Source organism: Nocardia albiluteola (assembly GCF_018860155.1).
GTDB classification, from domain to species: Bacteria; Actinomycetota; Actinomycetes; order Mycobacteriales; family Mycobacteriaceae; genus Nocardia; species Nocardia albiluteola.
The window spans coordinates 25396-41325 of sequence record NZ_JAHKNI010000003.1; the positions used below are offsets into that span (position 1 = coordinate 25396).

The window sequence follows — 15930 nt, forward strand, 5'->3', positions numbered from 1 at the left end:
CGTAGGCTGTCTGCGTCCGGGAATGCGGCTCGAGAGGGGAATCGACAATGCAGGCAGCCCGTTTCAGCCGGTTCGGGGGTCCGGAGGTGCTCGAGATCGTCGAGCTGCCCGATCCGCATCCGGGCCCGGGGCAGGTTCGGATTGCGGTGCGCGCGGCCGGTGTTAACGCGAGCGACTGGAAGAAACGCCGCGGCCTGATGGACGAGGAACTCCCGCAGACCCTCGGGTACGAGGCGGCGGGCGTGGTCGACGAGCTCGGTGCGGGCGTGCGGGATGTGGCCCTGGGCGATCGCGTATTCGGATTCGCCGCCGATGGGTCGGCGCAGGCCGAGCTGGCGGTGCTGTCGCACTATGCGCCGATCCCGCCGTCGCTCGACTTCGCCGGCGCCGCAGCGCTTCCAGCGGCCATCGAGACGGCAATGCGCGCGCTGGATCAGCTCGGCCTCGTGGCCGGCGGCACGCTGCTCGTCAACGGGGCATCCGGCAGTGTCGGCAGTGCCGCGGTGCAATTCGCGGTGGCCCGCGGCGCGCGCGTGATCGGCACGGCCGGTCCGGCCAATCACGAGGTTGTTCGTTCGCTGGGTGCGGAGCCTGTCGCCTACGGCGAGGGCATGGCCGCGCGGGTTCGGGAACTTGCGCCCGCGGGTGTGGATCTCGCGCTGGACGTCGCCGGAAGCGGGGTGCTGCCCGAGCTCATCGAGCTCGCCGGTGGGAAGGGGCACGTGGTGACGATCGCCGATGTCGCGGGCGCCCAGGAACACGGGGTGCGGTTCAGTCGCGGGGATTCGGGTCGCGCGACCCATGTGCTCGGCGAGATCGGCGAGTTGATCGAGTCGGGCCGCTTCGTTCTTCCTGTCGCACAAACCTTCCCGCTGGCCGATGTCGCCCAGGCGCACCGCGTCGGCGAGGCCGGTGGGGTGCGCGGCAAGCTCGTCCTGGTGATCGACTAGCCGCCGCGCCTAGGCGGCCAGCGCCGCCGCGATGAGTGTGATCGCACCCGGCAGCGCCTGAACGAGCAGGATGCGGCGACTGGCGGTGAAGCCCCCGTACAACCCGGCGACCACGACGCAGGCGGCGAAGAAGATCTTCGCGGCGGACCCGACCGGATCCGAGGCGATGAGTCCCCAGATCAGGCCCGCGGCCAGAAAACCGTTGTACAGGCCCTGATTCGCGGCCAGCACCTTGGTCTGCTCCGCGAATTCCGGGGTGCTGCCGAACGCGGCGCGCCCGCGCGGCGTGGTCCACAGGAACATTTCCAGCACGAGGATGTAGACGTGCAGGGCCGCGAGCAGTCCGACGAGGATATCGGCGACGATGCGCATAGGGCGCGCCTTTCTGGAGAGAATTCACCGGCTCGGCCCAGCATGAACGGCCCGCAGCCCCGCGTCCGGCCGACGCGCCGTTCCGCGTCGTGTTCTACTCCGGCTCCCGGGCGGGCAGGCCGCGCAGCAGGACGTCGAGGAACAGGTCGAAGCGGGGCGCGGCCTCGCCGAGGTGGAGCGGATTCTCTTGTGCGGCAAGCCAGCTGACGAGCGAGGTGATGAAGATGTACCAGCTCTGCTCGGCGAGGGCGGGAGACACGCCGGCGCCGGTGAAGGCCGCGACGACCTCCCGCCGGACGCGGTCGAGGGCCCGGGTGGTGTGGCGGTGCGGCCGGGACAGGCGGGTGGCGTAGCCGGGGACGGCCAGGAAGCGATCGTGCATGGCCCAGGCGACGCGGGTGAGCCAGGGGCGCCAGTCGGGGCCGTGCGGGGTGTCCCGCGGCAGCACGCGATCGATCATGACCTCGTTGATGAGGTCGGAGAGCTCGTCGCGATTGCGGACCCAGCGGTAGAGCGCGCCGTGGGTGACCTCGAGGCGCGCGGCCAGCTGCCGCATGGTGAGGGTGTCCAGATTCGCCGAGTCCAGCGCCGCGTCGACGATCCGCTCGCGGTTCAGCTGCGCGGGTCGTCCCGGGCGGCGCGGGGGTGCTGTGGCATCGGCCATGGCCACGACTATACGAAATGGACCAGGTCATAATTAATATCCATTGGTCACAAATGCTGCTAGGGTCGGGCTGTGCCTCGGCGCGGGGCGGATCGCGGACAGGAGAGTCGGATGGCGCGGGAGTCAGCAGTTCTGGGTGTGGTCGCCGACGGATTCGAGCCGGTGCGCGACGAATTCGCCGCGGTGGCGGCGAGTGAGGGAGCCGATTATGCCGCGCAGATGGTGGCGTATCGGCGGGGGGAGTGCGTGGTGGACCTGTGGACCGGGCCGGGCATCGGCGGCGATTCGCTGCTCGGCGCGTATTCCGCGAGCAAGGGCGCCGCGCATCTGGTCGTCGCCCGGCTCGTGCAGGACGGTGTGCTGGATCTGGACCGGCGGGTGGCCGACTACTGGCCGGAGTTCGCCGTGCACGGCAAGGGGGAGATTCCGCTGCGCGATCTGCTGGCGCACCGGGCCGGATTGACCGGCGCGGACTCCGGTTTCACGCTCGAGGAACTCGCCGACGACCAGGCGATCGCGGAACGTCTCGGTGCGCAGCAGCCCTATTGGCGTCCCGGTGTGGCGTTCGGCTATCACGCGCTGGTCGCCGCGGCGTTGAGCGGTGAGGTGGTGCGCCGCGCCACCGGTGTGAGCGTGCAGGAACTGTTCGCCGAGCGAATCCGCGATCGGTACGCGGTGGACTTCCACTTCGGGCTGCCCGACGATCTCGAATCACGTTTCCTGCCAACGCTTCCCGCGGTGATGACCCCCGAGCGCCGGGCCGAATCGGCCGCACAGGCAACGGCCCCGGACAGCCTGTCCGGCATCGCCTTCAATCGGAACAACCCGCACGGCCCGCAGGTCTGGGAGCTGCCGAACCTGGAGGTGATTCGCAAGCAAGGTCCCGCCTCGCTCGGCGGCATCGCCTCCGCGCGGGGCCTGGCGCGCATGTACGCGGCGGCGATCGGCCCGCTGAACACCGCTGCGCCGCTGCTGAATCCGCGAACGCTCGCGGCATTCGGCCAGATTCAGTCCATCGGCTCCGACCTCGTGGCCCGCAGCCGCAAGGCCTTTACCCCCGGCTTCCACGCTACGTCCGAGTATTACCCGGCGCTGGGGCAGGGCTCCTTCGGACACAGCGGCGCGGGCGGGCAGCAGGCCTTCGCCGACCCGCGCAACGGCGTGGCCTTCGGCTACACCCGCCGGCTCTTCCCGTTCCCGGCGGGTCCCGGCCGCGACTGCGAGCGCCTGATTGCAGTGATCTACCACGCGGTCAACGCATTACGCTGAGCGCCCACACCGGACCGCATGCCGACCGGTGCCCGGGGCATCGGTGCGGTCGGCCCGGGTGCCGCCCTACTGGCAGTGGCCGCCCTTGAGGAAGAAGTTCCCGCCCTGGTACGGCGGGGGCGGCTGGATGCGCCCCTCCCACGAGATGCAGGTATGCGGCGCGTACTGGTACTTCGGGCCCGCGTACGTGGTGTAGTTGCCGTTGTCTTCCTGCATATGGTTCATATCGAGGCCGATGCCGGCCATCACGTTGATCGGCGCACCGGGCTGGTCCCGAACGGTGACAACGCAATTGGTCCCGTTGCCGTTGTTGTAGGTCAGGAAGGTGGTGCCGCCGAGCAGGTCTTGATGATCGATCACCGCGTAGCCCGCTCCGCATGCGCCGTTGTACGAGGCGGCCGACGCGGTGCCGGAACCCAGCGCTACCGCGCCGCCGGCGAAGGCGGTGAGGCTCAGGGCGGCGGCGGCAATGGCTCTGATCGAATTCATGCAGAACTCCGGAGTCTTTGTGCGAGTCGGAAGCGATCTCGGTTCGAGCAGCAGCGTATCCGGCGCAAGATTCCGCGACTATCCGCAAGCTGGCGGATATTGGTGCGCTCGGCCGCGGGAGGCCGGGTCCCGCCCTATGCGGCCAAGGCATTACGCCGAGTTGCGAGAGCTCGTGGCGAGGGTGCCCGGATCACGCAGGACCTCCTGGACCGCGCGCAGGGCCGCGCCGAGAATCGGCCCGCTGCGGCCGAGGGGAGACGCGGTAACCGTGCGAACATCGAAAGGTCGTACGGTGAGGCGGGTTTCGAGCTGGCGGCGGATGCGGGGCAGCAGCCAGGACCCCAGGTCGGCGTAGGCCCCGCCGAGCACGACCGCGGCGGGGTCGATCAGGCCGATTGCGCCGGCCAGCGCGATACCGAGTGCGTCCCCGGCCTGTTCGATCGCCCGCGTGGTGTCTCGGTGCCCGGCCCGGGCGCTGGCGGTGAGCACCGTGACCGGGTCCGTGCCCGGCTCCTCGCGCAGCCCGGCCGCGCGCAGGACGGCGTCCTGATTGGCGTACAGCTCCAGGCAGCCGCGGGAACCGCAGGGGCAGTGGGGGCCGTCCGGATGGACCGTCATGTGGCCGAGTTCCCCGGCGTAGCCGCGGGCGCCGCCGTAGAGGCGGCCGTCGATGACCAGGGCCGCGCCGATGCCGGCCTCGGCGGAGACGTGCAGGAAGTTCCCCGGCGCTCCCGCGCTCCAGAGTTCGGCCAGCGCACCGAGATTGGCCTCGTTCTCCAGTCGCGGGAGATCCGGTCCCGGCCAGAGTTCGCCGATCGCGACCTCGTGCCAGCCGAGATGCGGTGCGTGCGTGACGATTCCGGGTCGCTGGCCGGGCAGGCCGGGGATCGACAAGACGGGCGGCAGCGGACGCAGGCCCAGGTCCTCGGCGTCCGTCCGGACCGCCGCGGCGAGCGCGGCCAGCTCTCGCACCACCGCGACCGGCGCGCGGTGCGCGTTGTGCACCTCGGTGCGACGCCGCGCGCGCACCTCGCCGCGCAGGTCCACCACGCAGGCGCCGAGGTGCCCGACGCCGATCTCCAGCCCGAACCCGGCGGGCCCGGTATCGCTGAGCGCCAGCGTCCGCCCCGGTCGGCCCGCCCTGCCGGAGGCTGCGATCGGGCCCTCCCGCAGCAGGTTCGAGGCGATGAGCTCGTCGACGAGACTCGAGACGGCAGCGCGGGTGAGCCCGGTCTTTCCCGCGACGTCGGCGCGCGAGAGGTCCGACTCCGTTGCGACGGTGCGCAATACGAGCGCCAGATTCTGCCGCCGCATACCGGACTGGGATGCGGCCGCCCGGGGCGGGGCTTCGGTCACCGCGGCGCCTCATCGACATGTGAGACATCGTCGACGACTGGCGCCCCGTCGACGACTGACGCTCCGCTGGTGGGTGGCGCCCCGCCGACGAGCGGTACCGCCGTGCTCGGTGGCGCTGGGTCCCACGAGATCACGCTGCGCCCCCGGCGGTGAGCAGCGGCTCGGCCGCCCGCAGTGTCGCGGCGATCCGCTCCAGCGCCTCGGTGTCGCGGGGGACCGGTTCCAGCAGTGGGCCTTCGGCCGTGCGCCAGCGGCGGGCGACAGCGTAGGGGTCCTCGCCGGTGAGCAGTCCGGCCGCCTGGGCGGCCGCGCCGAGCGCGACCAGTTCCCCCGCGGGCGGGATCTGCACCGCTCGCCCTGACAAGCGAAGCACGGTCTGCTGCCAGGCCGTTCCGCGCGCGCCGCCGCCGATCAGCAGCAGGGGCGTCGCCGGATCGGGCGCGGGCACATCGCCATCCGATCGGGCAGTGTTGCGATCGGGCGATGTCTCCGGGTTCGATTGTGGCGAAGCGGAACTGTCCGCCTCGCCTCCGGCCGATGGTGCGGCGGCGAGTCCGATTGCGCTCGAAGGGCTGAGTACGAGATCCAGTGCGGCGAGCAGAGAATAGACGGCCCCGTCGTACGCGGCCTGGAGTAGCTGCCCCGGGGTGGTGTCGTGGCGCAGGCCATGCATCAGCCCGCTGGCGAACGGAAGCTGCGGCGTGCGTTCCCCGTCGAGATAGGGGAGTACCACGGCCGAGCCGCCCGGCTCGACAGCGTTCCGGTCCAGGCTCAGCAATGCGGCGATGCGGTCGATCGCCTGAGTGCAGTTGAGCGTGCAGGCCAGGGGCAGCCAGTCCGCGCCCGCATCGGCGAATCCGGCGACGACGCCCGTGGGGTCGTGCGGCCGGGCGCGGGTGCGGGCATAGACCGTGCCGGAGGTGCCCAGGCTGAGCACCGGCATGCCGGGCGCGAGGCCCAGGCCCAGCGCCGCCGCCATATTGTCGCCGGTGCCGACGCCGACCGGAATGCCCTGCCGCACCGGAATATCGGCGCGGGTATGGCCCGCGGGCCGGTCCGGCGACGCGACGATCGGCAGGGCGGCCGAATCGAGACCGATGGCCGCGAGCACCTCGGCGTCGTAACCGGACGGCGTCCACCACGCCGTGCCCGACACGTCGCCGCGGTCGGTCACACTCTCGCCGGTCAGTCGCTCGATGAGATAGTCGTGCGGAAGACGAACGGCCGCAACATGATCGGCATGGTGGGGCTCGTGTTCGCGCAGCCACGCCCACTTGGCGGCGGTGAACGAGGCGTTGGGTACCGACCCGATCCGCGTGGCCCACCACCCCGCCCCGAACCGGTTGACCAGCGCGGCGGCCTGCGGCGCGGACCGCACGTCGTTCCACAGCAGCGCCGGGCGGACCGGATCGCCCGCGGCATCGAGCGTGACCAGGCCGTGCTGCTGCCCGCCGATCGACAGCGCCTCGGCCCGTGCGGCATACCCGGTCTGCTCGATCGCCGCGCACAGCGCCGACCACCACTGCCTTGGGTCGCTCTCGCGGCCCGCGCCGGTACTGACGGTGTGCGGCGCGCGTCCCTCGCCCAGCACCTGCCCGCTCTCGGCGTCCACGGCCACGGCCTTGGTGGCCTGGGTCGAGCTGTCGAGCCCGATGACGACCCGCTGCGCAGCCATGTTCCGCTCCTGATTCCCGGACGGCCTTCCCATCCCGCTCCTAGCACACTATATTTGTTTTTCGAGTTTACAAATAGGGATTCCCGCGCAAAGTTCGGAGCTGCCCATGGCCACCACCGACCCGTTCACCCCCACCCCCGCCGATCGGTTCACCTTCGGTCTGTGGACCGTCGGCTGGCAGGGGCGCGATCCGTTCGGCGACCCGACCCGCCCGCCGCTGGACCCGGTGGAGTCGATCGAGCGCCTGGCCGAGCTGGGCGCGTACGGCATCACCTTCCACGACAACGACCTCGTCCCGTTCGACGCAACAGAGGCCCAGCGCGCCGCGACGATAGCGAGATTCCGTGCGGCACTGGATAAATTCGGCCTGGCGGTGCCGATGGCCACCACGAATCTGTTCACCCATCCGGTGTTCAAGGACGGGGCGTTCACCGCCAACGACCGCGACGTGCGCCGCTACGCGCTGCGCAAGACCATTCGCAACATCGACCTGGCCGTGGAGCTGGGCGCGAGCACCTATGTCGCCTGGGGTGGGCGCGAGGGCGCGGAATCCGGTGCGGCCAAGGATGTCCGGGTCGCGCTGGATCGGCTGAAGGAGGCGTTCGATCTGCTCGCCGCCTACGTCGAGCAGCAGGGCTACGACATCCGCTTCGCCATCGAGCCCAAGCCGAACGAGCCGCGCGGGGACATTCTGCTGCCCACCATCGGGCATGCGCTGGCGTTCATCGAGGAACTGGAAAATTCCGAGCGCTTCGGGCTCAATCCCGAAGTGGGACACGAACAGATGGCCGGGCTGAACTTTCCGCACGGCATCGCGCAGGCGCTGTGGCACGGCAAACTGTTCCATATCGACCTCAATGGCCAGACGGGCCCGAAATACGATCAGGACTTCCGTTTCGGCGCGGGCGATCTGCGCCAGGCATTCTGGCTCGTCGACCTGCTCGAGCGCAGCGACTACCGGGGCCCGCGGCATTTCGACTTCAAGCCCGCGCGCACCGAGGATTTCGACGGGGTGTGGACCGCCGCCGCGGCCTGCATGCGGAACTACCTGATCCTGGCCGCGCGGGCGCGCGCGTTCCGCGAGGACCCGGAGGTGCGCGAGGCGCTGCGCGCGGCGCGCCTGGACGAGCTCGCCGTTCCCACCGCCGCCGACGGCCTGGCCGCGCTGCTGGCGGACCGCTCCAGCTTCGAGGAGTTCGATCCGGAGGAGGCGGGCCGCCGTGGCATGGCCTTCGAACGGCTCGACCAGCTTGCGCTGGAACACCTGCTGGGTGCGCGCTGAGCGCCGCGACCTACCGGCGCGCCGTACGGTCCGGTCGGCACGGTTCGTTTGCGGGCGAATTCCTGAATGCCCCATGGCAATCCGGCGCGGCATCGCCGGCGCCCGGCGCCGCGTTGTCCAGACCGTCGCTACCTGACGCTGCGGCATCGGCGTGTCGCCTGGACGACACGCCGATGACCGGGACGCCGGAGTTTGTTGCGCGTCTATCCCGGGTACATCTCGTTCACATTTCAATAGGTATGCCTTCGTTAATGATTCCATTCAACGGAAGTAATGCTCGGTCGTAGCCCGATGTGATCCCTCCATCTCGGGTGGCACAACTGTGTCCATGGGGTTATGCTCTGCCCGGGTTGAAACCAGCTGTCGGCCTGCGTAATCGGGGTGAGTTCGCGCTGCGCGCGCCGCATCGGTTTCCGCGATTTTTCGGTTACTAGGGTGGAAGTGCAGAAATTGGCCGTGTCAGTGAATCCGCCCGACGGTCTTCCCGCCCATTCGCCCCGGCGTGAGCTCCGCTCGGCCTATGCGGTCTTCGGGGCATGCGCGGTCGTGATGGCCGTGGCCGTGATGGGCGCGGTGTTCAGCGCGCCGGTCGATGTGCGCGCGCCGCTGACGCTCGGCTGTTCGGCCGCGGGGCTGGTCGTGTGCGTGATCGCCGCCGCGGGTGCGTATTACGCCGCGCAGGCGCGTCGCTACCGCACCGCTGCCGAACAGGCCGAACAGACCCTCGAGGCGGTGCATCGGGAGGCCTCGGCCCGGCTGGCCGCGGTGCACGAGGAGCTCACGTCCCGGCTCGTCGCGGTCGGTGACGATGCCGCGATGCGCATTGCCGTGGCCGAGCAGGCGGTGAGCGAGCAGGCGGTGCGGGCCCGGCAGAGCGACGGCCGCCGCTCCTCCGCGCTGGCCGCATTCGCCGGCGCGGCGGGCCGGATGCAGGCGATGACCACCAGCATGCTCGCCGAACTTCGCGAGATGGAGCACAGGCACGGCGATCCGAGGGTCCTGGCGGACCTGCTGGCGCTGGATCACCGCACGGCCCAGGCCGGGCGCCTCGCCGACAGCATCGCCGTGCTGAGCGGCGCCCGGACCGGGCGGCGCTGGGCCAAACCCATTGCGATGGAATCGATCCTGCGCGGGGCGATGGGCCGAGTAGCGGGATATCAGCGAATTCGGTTGCGCGCCATCACCGATATCGGTGTCGCGGGGCATGCCGCCGAGGGCGTGATGCATGCGCTGGCCGAACTGCTCGACAATGCCTGCAACTTCTCCCCACCGACCACCGAGGTGCACGTCTACGCCGCCGAGGTGCCCGCGGGTGTAGTGATCACCATCGAGGACAGCGGGCTGGTGATGAGCGAATCCGCGCTGCGCCGTGCCGAACAGGCTGTGTCGGGCCGGGGCGCGGGCGAGCGTGGCGGCTCGGATCTGTCCTCCCTGACCGGTACCCGCCTCGGCCTGGCCGTGGTCGGGCACCTTGCTCGCAAGCACGGCCTGACGGTGTCGTACCGGCCCTCGGCCATCGGCGGCACCGCGGTGGTCGTGGTGGTGCCGCGTGATCTGACCGCGCGGGCCGAGCGCGCCGTCTCGGCAACTTCCCCCGCGTCGATTACCGCCTCCCACAACGACTTCCGGCAGCTGCCCGCGGCGCGGTCCGACACGTCTTCGCACGCGCTGGTCGCGCGCGACGAGCCCTTGGAGGCTCCGCTGCCCCAGCGGCGGCGGGGCAGCACCCTGGCCGCGGTCCATCCGGAAGGCCTGGGCGAACCGCCCGTGGTCCCGCACGTCACGCCGGCGGCGCCCTCGCGGCCCTCCGCGCTGGCGGCCTTTCAGCGCGCGGTCGCGGGGCTGGACGCCGTGGCCGGGAATACGCCCACCACCCCGCCCCCACCCGTGGAGAACGAACTATGACGACATCCGCGCCCGCTCAGCTGGGCTGGCTCCTCGAGCAGCTGCTGGCCCGCACCCCGCAGTCCCGCCACGCGCTGCTGTTGTCCAGCGACGGGCTCAAGATGTCGCACACGCCCGAGCTGACCGTGGACAAGGCCGATCAGCTGGCCGCGATCGCCGCGGGCATCCAAAGCCTCTCGCACGGCGCCTCGGTCGAGTTCGGCGACGGCAGAGGCGGTGTGCGCCAGTCGATGACGGAGTTCCACGGCGGGATTCTGTTCATCGTCCAGGCCGGGCAGGGCACCCATCTCGCGCTGGTCGCGGCCGAGGAGGCCGACGCCGGTCTGGTGGGGCACAACATGGCCGAGCTGGTCGAGCAGCTCGGGCACCACCTGGCGGTGGCGCCGCGGAACGGGGGGATCTCATGAGGTATCCGCGGCACGGCTCGGCGGCGGAGCGTATTCACGCGCCCCGCACATGGATACGGAGATGAGCAGATCGGTCCGGGACGAGGGGCCCGATCGGCTGTATACGCTCACCGGCGGGCGCAGCAGGCCGGATTCGGACGCCTTCGACCTGGTCACCCTCGTCGTCAGCGAATGCGCTCCCGTGCCGGGCATGCAGTCCGAACACGTTGCGATCCTGGGCATGTGCCGCGCGCCGACCGCGGTAGTCGAGATCGCGGCCGAGTTGCGGCTGCCGGTCGGCATCACCACGATCCTGCTGTCGGACCTGCTGCTCGCGGGTCGGATCACCGTGCGGCATCCCACCTTCGGCCAGGCCGCGCCCGGCGCGCGCTGGCCGGGGACGGCCGATGCCTCCACCCTCGAGAAGGTGCTCGTTGGACTTCGTAATCTCTGAACCGCCCACCCGCGCGAACGCACCGCTGGGGGACACCGTTCAGCAGGGCCTCAAGATCGTCATCGTCGGCGGGTTCGGGGTCGGCAAGACCACCCTGGTCCGCTCGGTGAGCGAGATCCGCCCGCTGGACACCGAGGCGACAATGACCGATGCCGGTGTGGGCGTGGATGATTCGAGCCGAGTCCCCGGCAAGTCGACCACCACGGTGGCCTTCGACTTCGGACGCATCACCATCGACGCCGAACACGTGCTGTACCTGTTCGGCGCGCCGGGCCAGGAGCGGTTCTGGTTCCTGTGGGACCGGCTGTTCACCGGCGCCCTCGGGGCGATCGTGCTGGTCGACCCGCACCGGATCGCCGACTGCTGGTACGCCATCGATCGCCTGGAATATCAGCACACCCCGTTCGTGGTGGCCTGCAACGACTTCGGGCATACCGCCGATCTCGCCGAGGTGCGCTCGGCGCTGGATCTGGATCCCCATGTGCCGCTGCTGGATTGCGATGCCCGCTCCCGCGCGTCCGGCAAGCAGGTCCTGATCACCCTCGTCGAGCACCTGTACGCCGGTGCCGTCCCGAGCCAGGAGTCCGCGACATGACCAGCCCCGAAGCCGGATTCGACCACCTCGCCTTCGAGCACAACGGCGCCTGTCCGGTGCACCGGGAGTCCGCGGTGGTGCCGCTGAGCGGTCCGCGGTTCCACACCGATCCGCACCACCTCTACAACGAGATGCGCCGCGACCACGGGCCCGTGGTCGCGGTCGAGTTGCCCGGCGGGATCCCGGCCTGGCTGGTGATCGGCTACCGCGAGCTGCACCAGGTAACCAGCGACCCGAATCTGTTCCCGCGCAATGTGGCCCTGTGGAATCAGTGGCCCAATATTCCGCCGGACTGGCCGCTGCTGCCGATGGTCGGCCAGCCCATGCCCTCGATCTACTTCACCGCGGGCGCGGAGCACCGGCGCCATGTCGACATGGTCGAGCCCGCGCTGGAGGCGATCGACCCGTTCGAATTGCGGCGCACCTGTGAGGATCTGGCCGACGACCTGATCGACGCGTTCTGCGGTCGTGGTGAGGCCGAACTGGTTTCGGAATTCGCCGTGGCGCTGCCGGTGCTGGCCCTGGCGCGGGTCATGGGATTCTCGGACGAGGTGGCCCCCGAGCTCGCGTGGACGATGAAGACCCTCGCCGACGGCGGCGCCGAGGCGCAGGCGGCGCACCTGCGGTTCATGGAACTCTCGCACGCGCAGGTGCGCATCGAGCGGGAGCGGATCGCGCACGGTGAACCGGACACCCTGATCGCCGCGATGCTCGGGTTCCCCGAGCCGTTCACCGACGAGGAGTATGGCTGCGACGTGCAGGCCATTCTGGCCGCGGGGCATCTAACGACCGCCGACTGGCTGGTCAATTCGCTGCACCTGATGCTCACCGACGACCGTTTCGCCGCGGCGTTCGGCGGCGGGCGGCGCAGTGTCGGGCAGGCGATGAACGAGGCGCTGTGGGAGGACGGCCCGACACAGATCCTGGCCGGACGGTGGGCCACGCGCGATACGCGCCTGGCGGACAAGGTGATTCGCGAGGGCGACATGCTCCTGCTCGGCCTGGGCGCGGCGAATCTGGATCCGCACGTGCGTGCGCATCTGGTCGACGACACCGAACCGGCGCACACGGGCAACAGCGCGCACTTCGCGTTCAGTCACGGCGAATACCGTTGCCCGTTCCCGGCGCAGCAGATCGCCGAAATCATCGCCCGGACCGGTATCGAGGTGCTGCTGGACCGGCTGCCCGACATCGACCTGGCGGTGCCGCCGCAGAACCTGGTGCGCCGCCCCTCACCGTTCCTGCGCGGAATGACCTCTCTCCCGGTTCATTTCACACCAGTTCGTGCAGTCGGAGGTTCCCATGACCAGTAAATGTCCCATTGCGATCGATCCGATGATGAGCGATCTGGCCGGGGAGACCGCCCGCGTGCGCGCCGAGGGCCCGGTGGCGCGCATCGACCTGCTCGGCGTGCCCGCCTGGTCCATCACCGACCATCAGATCGCCCGGCAACTGCTGGTGGATCCGCGGCTGGTCAAGGACATCAACGCGTGGTCGCTCTACGCCTCGGGCACTGTCACCCGGGAGTGGCCGCTGATCGGCATGGTCGACGCGGGCCGGTCGATGTTCACCGTCGACGGCGCCGAGCACCGCCGGCTGCGCATCAAGACCACCCAGGCGCTGACGCCGCGGCGCCTGGAAGCGTTGCGGCCCATGATCGAACGGTTCACCAAGGAGCTGCTCGACGACCTGGCCGACGCGGGCAGCGGCGGCGAGGTGGTGGACCTGAAGGCCGTCTTCGCCTATCCGCTGCCGATGCGGGTGGTCAGCGAGCTGATGGGGGTGGATCGCGCGGACCATCCGACACTGCTCGAGGAGTGGAAGGCGTTCTTCTCGCTGCTGACCCCGCAGGAGCAGCGCCTGGGCATCATCGAGAACATGATCGCGTACTTCTCGGCGATGGTGCGCGAGAGGACCGCGAACCCCACCGACGATCTGACCTCCGCGCTTATCCAGGCCGACGAGGGCGGCGAGCCGCTGACCGAGGAGGAGGTCGAGGGCAATCTGCGCGCGCTGGTCGCGGCCGGGCACGAGACCACGGTCAGCCTGATCGTCTGCGCGGTGCGGGCGCTGCTGACCCACCCCGAGCAGCTGAAGCGGGTACGCGCCGGCGAGGTCGAGTGGAAGCAGGTGATCGAGGAGACGCTGCGCTGGGACGGCCCGGTGGTGCATCTGCTGATGCGGTTCGCCACCGAGGACATCACGGTCGGCGACATGGTGATCGAGAAGGGGGAGGGCGTGGTGATGTCCTACCGGGCGATCGGTCGCGACACCGCCGTGCACGGCGAGGACGCCGACGATTTCGACATCACCCGGCCGACCGCGCACCGCAACATCACCTTCGGCTACGGCCCGCACATCTGCCCGGGCGCGGCGCTGGCCCGGCTCGAGGCCGCGATCGCGCTGCCCGCGCTGTTCGAGCGCTTCCCGGAGCTGAGCCTGGCCGTCGCGCCGGCGGAACTGCACAACCTGCCGGTACTGACTCAGAACGATCTGGCGGCCCTTCCGGTGCGGCTGGGCTGACCGCTTCGTCCCGGTAGGCGCGGCGTTTCCCACTCGCCGCGGCGGGTGGGGTATCGGATTTTTGTAACGTGTTCTAACTTGGAGGGTGATTCGTTACTCAGCGAAAGGCTCATGACCGATGGCCTCTGTCATCCCGCAGCACGACGATTTCCTGCACCGTGATCCGCTGCCGGTGGACATCCTGATCCGCTCGCTCGACCGCTACGCCGACCGCACCGCGATGTACGTCGGCGACGCCGAGCTCACTTACGCGCAGGTGCGCGATCAGATCAGCCGCTTCGCCCAGGCGTACGCTTCGCTGGGGATCGGCAGGGGCAACGCGATCGCGGTCCTGTCCGCCAACCGCCCCGAGGTGCTGATCGCGCAGGGCGCCAACGCGCTGTCCGGGATCCGGTCGATGGCGCTGCATCCGATGGGCTCGCTGGACGACCACGCCTACGTGCTCGAGGACGCGGGCATCGACACCCTCGTCTACGACCCGGCCACCTTCGAGCAGCGCGCCGCCGATCTCGCCGCGCGGGTGCCGGGCCTGAAGAATCTGGTCGCCTTCGGGCCCACCGAGGCCGGCACCGATCTGCTGGCCACCGTGGCGGGCTTCGAACCCCAGCGCCTGCGGGGGCCCGCGGTGAGCCCGGACGACGTGTTCAGCCTCGCCTACACCGGCGGCACCACCGGCAAGCCCAAGGGCGTGCAGATGACCAACCGCGGCACCTCTACGATGCTGCGCATCCAGATGACCGAATGGGAATGGCCCAGCGAGACAAGGTTTCTCGTGTGCACCCCGCTGAGCCACGCGGGCGGCGCGTTCTGGAATCCGACCAGCATGATGGGCGGCTCGATCGTGGTGCTGCCCGGCTTCAACCCCGAAAAGTTGTGCGCGGCAATCGAAAAGTACAAGATCACCGCCACGATGCTGGTCCCGACCATGCTGTATGCGCTGCTCGACTTCCCGGATCTGGACAAGTACGACCTGTCGAGTCTGGAGACGGTCTACTACGGCGCCTCGGCCATCTCCCCGGCACGCCTGGCCGAGGCGATCGAGCGGTTCGGGCCGATCTTCGTGCAGTTCTACGGCCAGGCCGAATGCCCGATGACGATCTCGCTGCTGCGCCGCGCGGATCACGACCTGTCCAAGCCCGAGCGGCTGGCCAGCTGCGGCCGTCCCGTTCCGTGGCTACACGTGGCGCTGCTGGACGACGAGGGCAACGAGGTCGCCGACGGCGAGCCCGGCGAGATCTGCGTGCGCGGCCCGCTGGTCATGCGGGGTTACCTGAACAAGCCCGAACAGACCGAGGAGGCAACGAAATTCGGCTGGCTGCACACCGGTGACGTGGCCCGCAAGGACGCCGAAGGCTTCCTGTACATCGTGGACCGCAAGAAGGACATGATCGTCTCGGGCGGTTTCAACGTCTTCCCCCGCGAGGTGGAGGACGTGCTGTCCGCGCATCCGGCGGTGGCCGCGGCCGCGGTCATCGGTGTGCCGGACGACAAGTGGGGCGAATCGGTGACCGCGATCGTGGTCCTGCGTCCCGGCAAGACCGTGCCCGCCGAGGAACTGCAGGCGCTGGTGAAGGAGCGTAAGGGGGCGGTGTACTCGCCCAAGACGGTGGAGTTCGCCGAGTCCATCCCGGTGAGCCCGCTGGGCAAGCCGGACAAGAAGGCGCTGCGGGCGAAGTACTGGGGCGAGGGTCGTCAGGTCAACTGAGCACAATTACCGAATGTGCCGGTCGCCCAGCGGATTCCGAAGGGCGATCGGCATATTCGTTTCTGCGTGCCGCAACGTGTGGCCGCGTAGTTGTGACCCGGCATCTCACGCAGCTTCCACCTGCCAGACTTCGGCGGCGGCCACCGGCCGCTGCGCGATCCGGATGCCGCGGACGATTGAAGCTGGGCGCTTACCCGGGCCGGAACCGCCGCCCGTCTTCCACAGCGTTTCCGGACAGTAGATCGGGATCGGAAGATGTTGGTATCGGTGAATAGTGACACCACCTGACGGTTGTGGTCGCAGGA

At 69.8% G+C, this 15930-nt stretch carries 15 protein-coding genes; 10 read left to right on the forward strand and 5 right to left on the reverse strand.

What is annotated here, in order from left to right:
• Positions 1–47 precede the first annotated feature (47 nt).
• The gene (locus KO481_RS09890; protein ID WP_215916765.1) at positions 48–950 is read left to right on the forward strand and encodes an NADP-dependent oxidoreductase; all 903 of its coding nucleotides are present in this window, start codon (positions 48–50) and stop codon (positions 948–950) included.
• Positions 951–959: 9 nt separating this feature from the next.
• On the opposite strand, the gene KO481_RS09895 is transcribed toward KO481_RS09890, so the two are convergent.
• Positions 960–1322 (reverse strand): DUF1304 domain-containing protein, encoded by a 363-nt coding sequence (locus KO481_RS09895; protein WP_215916766.1) that lies wholly within the window; start codon positions 1320–1322, stop codon positions 960–962.
• Between the two features lie 94 nt (positions 1323–1416).
• Positions 1417–1986, reverse strand: coding sequence for a TetR/AcrR family transcriptional regulator (locus KO481_RS09900; protein WP_215916767.1), 570 nt, complete (start codon positions 1984–1986; stop codon positions 1417–1419).
• A 111-nt stretch (positions 1987–2097) separates the two neighbouring features.
• On the opposite strand from KO481_RS09900, the gene KO481_RS09905 reads away from it, so the two are divergent.
• Positions 2098–3255: a serine hydrolase domain-containing protein gene (locus tag KO481_RS09905; RefSeq protein WP_215916768.1), complete on the forward strand. Its 1158-nt coding sequence runs from the start codon at positions 2098–2100 to the stop codon at positions 3253–3255.
• Positions 3256–3321: 66 nt separating this feature from the next.
• On the opposite strand, the gene KO481_RS09910 is transcribed toward KO481_RS09905, so the two are convergent.
• The 3 genes from KO481_RS09910 to KO481_RS09920 all read right to left on the reverse strand — a co-directional run bounded on the left by KO481_RS09910 (position 3322) and on the right by KO481_RS09920 (position 6775).
• On the reverse strand, positions 3322–3744 hold the full coding sequence (locus KO481_RS09910; protein ID WP_215916769.1) for a hypothetical protein: 423 nt from the start codon (positions 3742–3744) through the stop codon (positions 3322–3324).
• A 150-nt stretch (positions 3745–3894) separates the two neighbouring features.
• Complete coding sequence (locus tag KO481_RS09915; protein ID WP_215916770.1) at positions 3895–5100, reverse strand: ROK family transcriptional regulator; 1206 nt, start codon at positions 5098–5100, stop codon at positions 3895–3897.
• 130 nt (positions 5101–5230) lie between these two features.
• Positions 5231–6775, reverse strand: a complete 1545-nt coding sequence (locus tag KO481_RS09920) for an FGGY family carbohydrate kinase (protein WP_215916771.1) — start codon at positions 6773–6775, stop codon at positions 5231–5233.
• Positions 6776–6881: 106 nt separating this feature from the next.
• Here KO481_RS09920 and xylA point away from each other — a divergent pair, with 106 nt between their 5' ends.
• From xylA to KO481_RS09960, 8 genes are all read left to right on the forward strand, one after another.
• Entirely contained in the window at positions 6882–8057 is a 1176-nt protein-coding gene (gene xylA / locus KO481_RS09925) for a xylose isomerase (RefSeq protein ID WP_215916772.1), read from the forward strand.
• Positions 8058–8513: 456 nt separating this feature from the next.
• On the forward strand, positions 8514–9962 hold the full coding sequence (locus tag KO481_RS09930) for a sensor histidine kinase (RefSeq protein WP_308166474.1): 1449 nt from the start codon (positions 8514–8516) through the stop codon (positions 9960–9962).
• Positions 9959–10369 carry a roadblock/LC7 domain-containing protein gene (locus tag KO481_RS09935; protein WP_215916773.1) on the forward strand — a complete coding sequence of 137 codons (411 nt, stop codon included), beginning with the start codon at positions 9959–9961 and terminating at the stop codon, positions 10367–10369. The genes KO481_RS09930 and KO481_RS09935 overlap by 4 nt, the downstream gene beginning before the upstream one ends.
• Before the next feature lie 61 nt (positions 10370–10430).
• Entirely contained in the window at positions 10431–10802 is a 372-nt protein-coding gene (locus KO481_RS09940; RefSeq protein WP_215916774.1) for a DUF742 domain-containing protein, read from the forward strand.
• Positions 10783–11397, forward strand: a complete 615-nt coding sequence (locus tag KO481_RS09945; protein ID WP_245400723.1) for a GTP-binding protein — start codon at positions 10783–10785, stop codon at positions 11395–11397. Before KO481_RS09940 ends, KO481_RS09945 begins: the two co-directional genes overlap by 20 nt.
• Positions 11394–12710, forward strand: coding sequence for a cytochrome P450 family protein (locus tag KO481_RS09950; RefSeq protein ID WP_215916776.1), 1317 nt, complete (start codon positions 11394–11396; stop codon positions 12708–12710). The genes KO481_RS09945 and KO481_RS09950 overlap by 4 nt, the downstream gene beginning before the upstream one ends.
• Positions 12700–13920 carry a cytochrome P450 family protein gene (locus KO481_RS09955; protein WP_215916777.1) on the forward strand — a complete coding sequence of 407 codons (1221 nt, stop codon included), beginning with the start codon at positions 12700–12702 and terminating at the stop codon, positions 13918–13920. The genes KO481_RS09950 and KO481_RS09955 overlap by 11 nt, the downstream gene beginning before the upstream one ends.
• Positions 13921–14038: 118 nt before the next feature.
• Positions 14039–15625, forward strand: a complete 1587-nt coding sequence (locus KO481_RS09960; RefSeq protein ID WP_215916778.1) for an AMP-binding protein — start codon at positions 14039–14041, stop codon at positions 15623–15625.
• The last annotated feature ends 305 nt before the right edge of the window (positions 15626–15930 follow it).

What these genes read in the sequence shown, in the direction of transcription:
- KO481_RS09890 (WP_215916765.1), top strand. Translation starts at nt 48, where the DNA reads ATGCAGGCAGCCCGTTTCAGCCGGTTCGGGGGTCCGGAGGTGCTCGAG.
- KO481_RS09895 (WP_215916766.1), bottom strand. Translation starts at nt 1,322, where the DNA reads ATGCGCATCGTCGCCGATATCCTCGTCGGACTGCTCGCGGCCCTGCAC.
- KO481_RS09900 (WP_215916767.1), bottom strand. Translation starts at nt 1,986, where the DNA reads ATGGCCGATGCCACAGCACCCCCGCGCCGCCCGGGACGACCCGCGCAG.
- KO481_RS09905 (WP_215916768.1), top strand. Translation starts at nt 2,098, where the DNA reads ATGGCGCGGGAGTCAGCAGTTCTGGGTGTGGTCGCCGACGGATTCGAG.
- KO481_RS09910 (WP_215916769.1), bottom strand. Translation starts at nt 3,744, where the DNA reads ATGAATTCGATCAGAGCCATTGCCGCCGCCGCCCTGAGCCTCACCGCC.
- KO481_RS09920 (WP_215916771.1), bottom strand. Translation starts at nt 6,775, where the DNA reads ATGGCTGCGCAGCGGGTCGTCATCGGGCTCGACAGCTCGACCCAGGCC.
- xylA (WP_215916772.1), top strand. Translation starts at nt 6,882, where the DNA reads ATGGCCACCACCGACCCGTTCACCCCCACCCCCGCCGATCGGTTCACC.
- KO481_RS09935 (WP_215916773.1), top strand. Translation starts at nt 9,959, where the DNA reads ATGACGACATCCGCGCCCGCTCAGCTGGGCTGGCTCCTCGAGCAGCTG.
- KO481_RS09940 (WP_215916774.1), top strand. Translation starts at nt 10,431, where the DNA reads ATGAGCAGATCGGTCCGGGACGAGGGGCCCGATCGGCTGTATACGCTC.
- KO481_RS09950 (WP_215916776.1), top strand. Translation starts at nt 11,394, where the DNA reads ATGACCAGCCCCGAAGCCGGATTCGACCACCTCGCCTTCGAGCACAAC.
- KO481_RS09955 (WP_215916777.1), top strand. Translation starts at nt 12,700, where the DNA reads ATGACCAGTAAATGTCCCATTGCGATCGATCCGATGATGAGCGATCTG.
- KO481_RS09960 (WP_215916778.1), top strand. Translation starts at nt 14,039, where the DNA reads ATGGCCTCTGTCATCCCGCAGCACGACGATTTCCTGCACCGTGATCCG.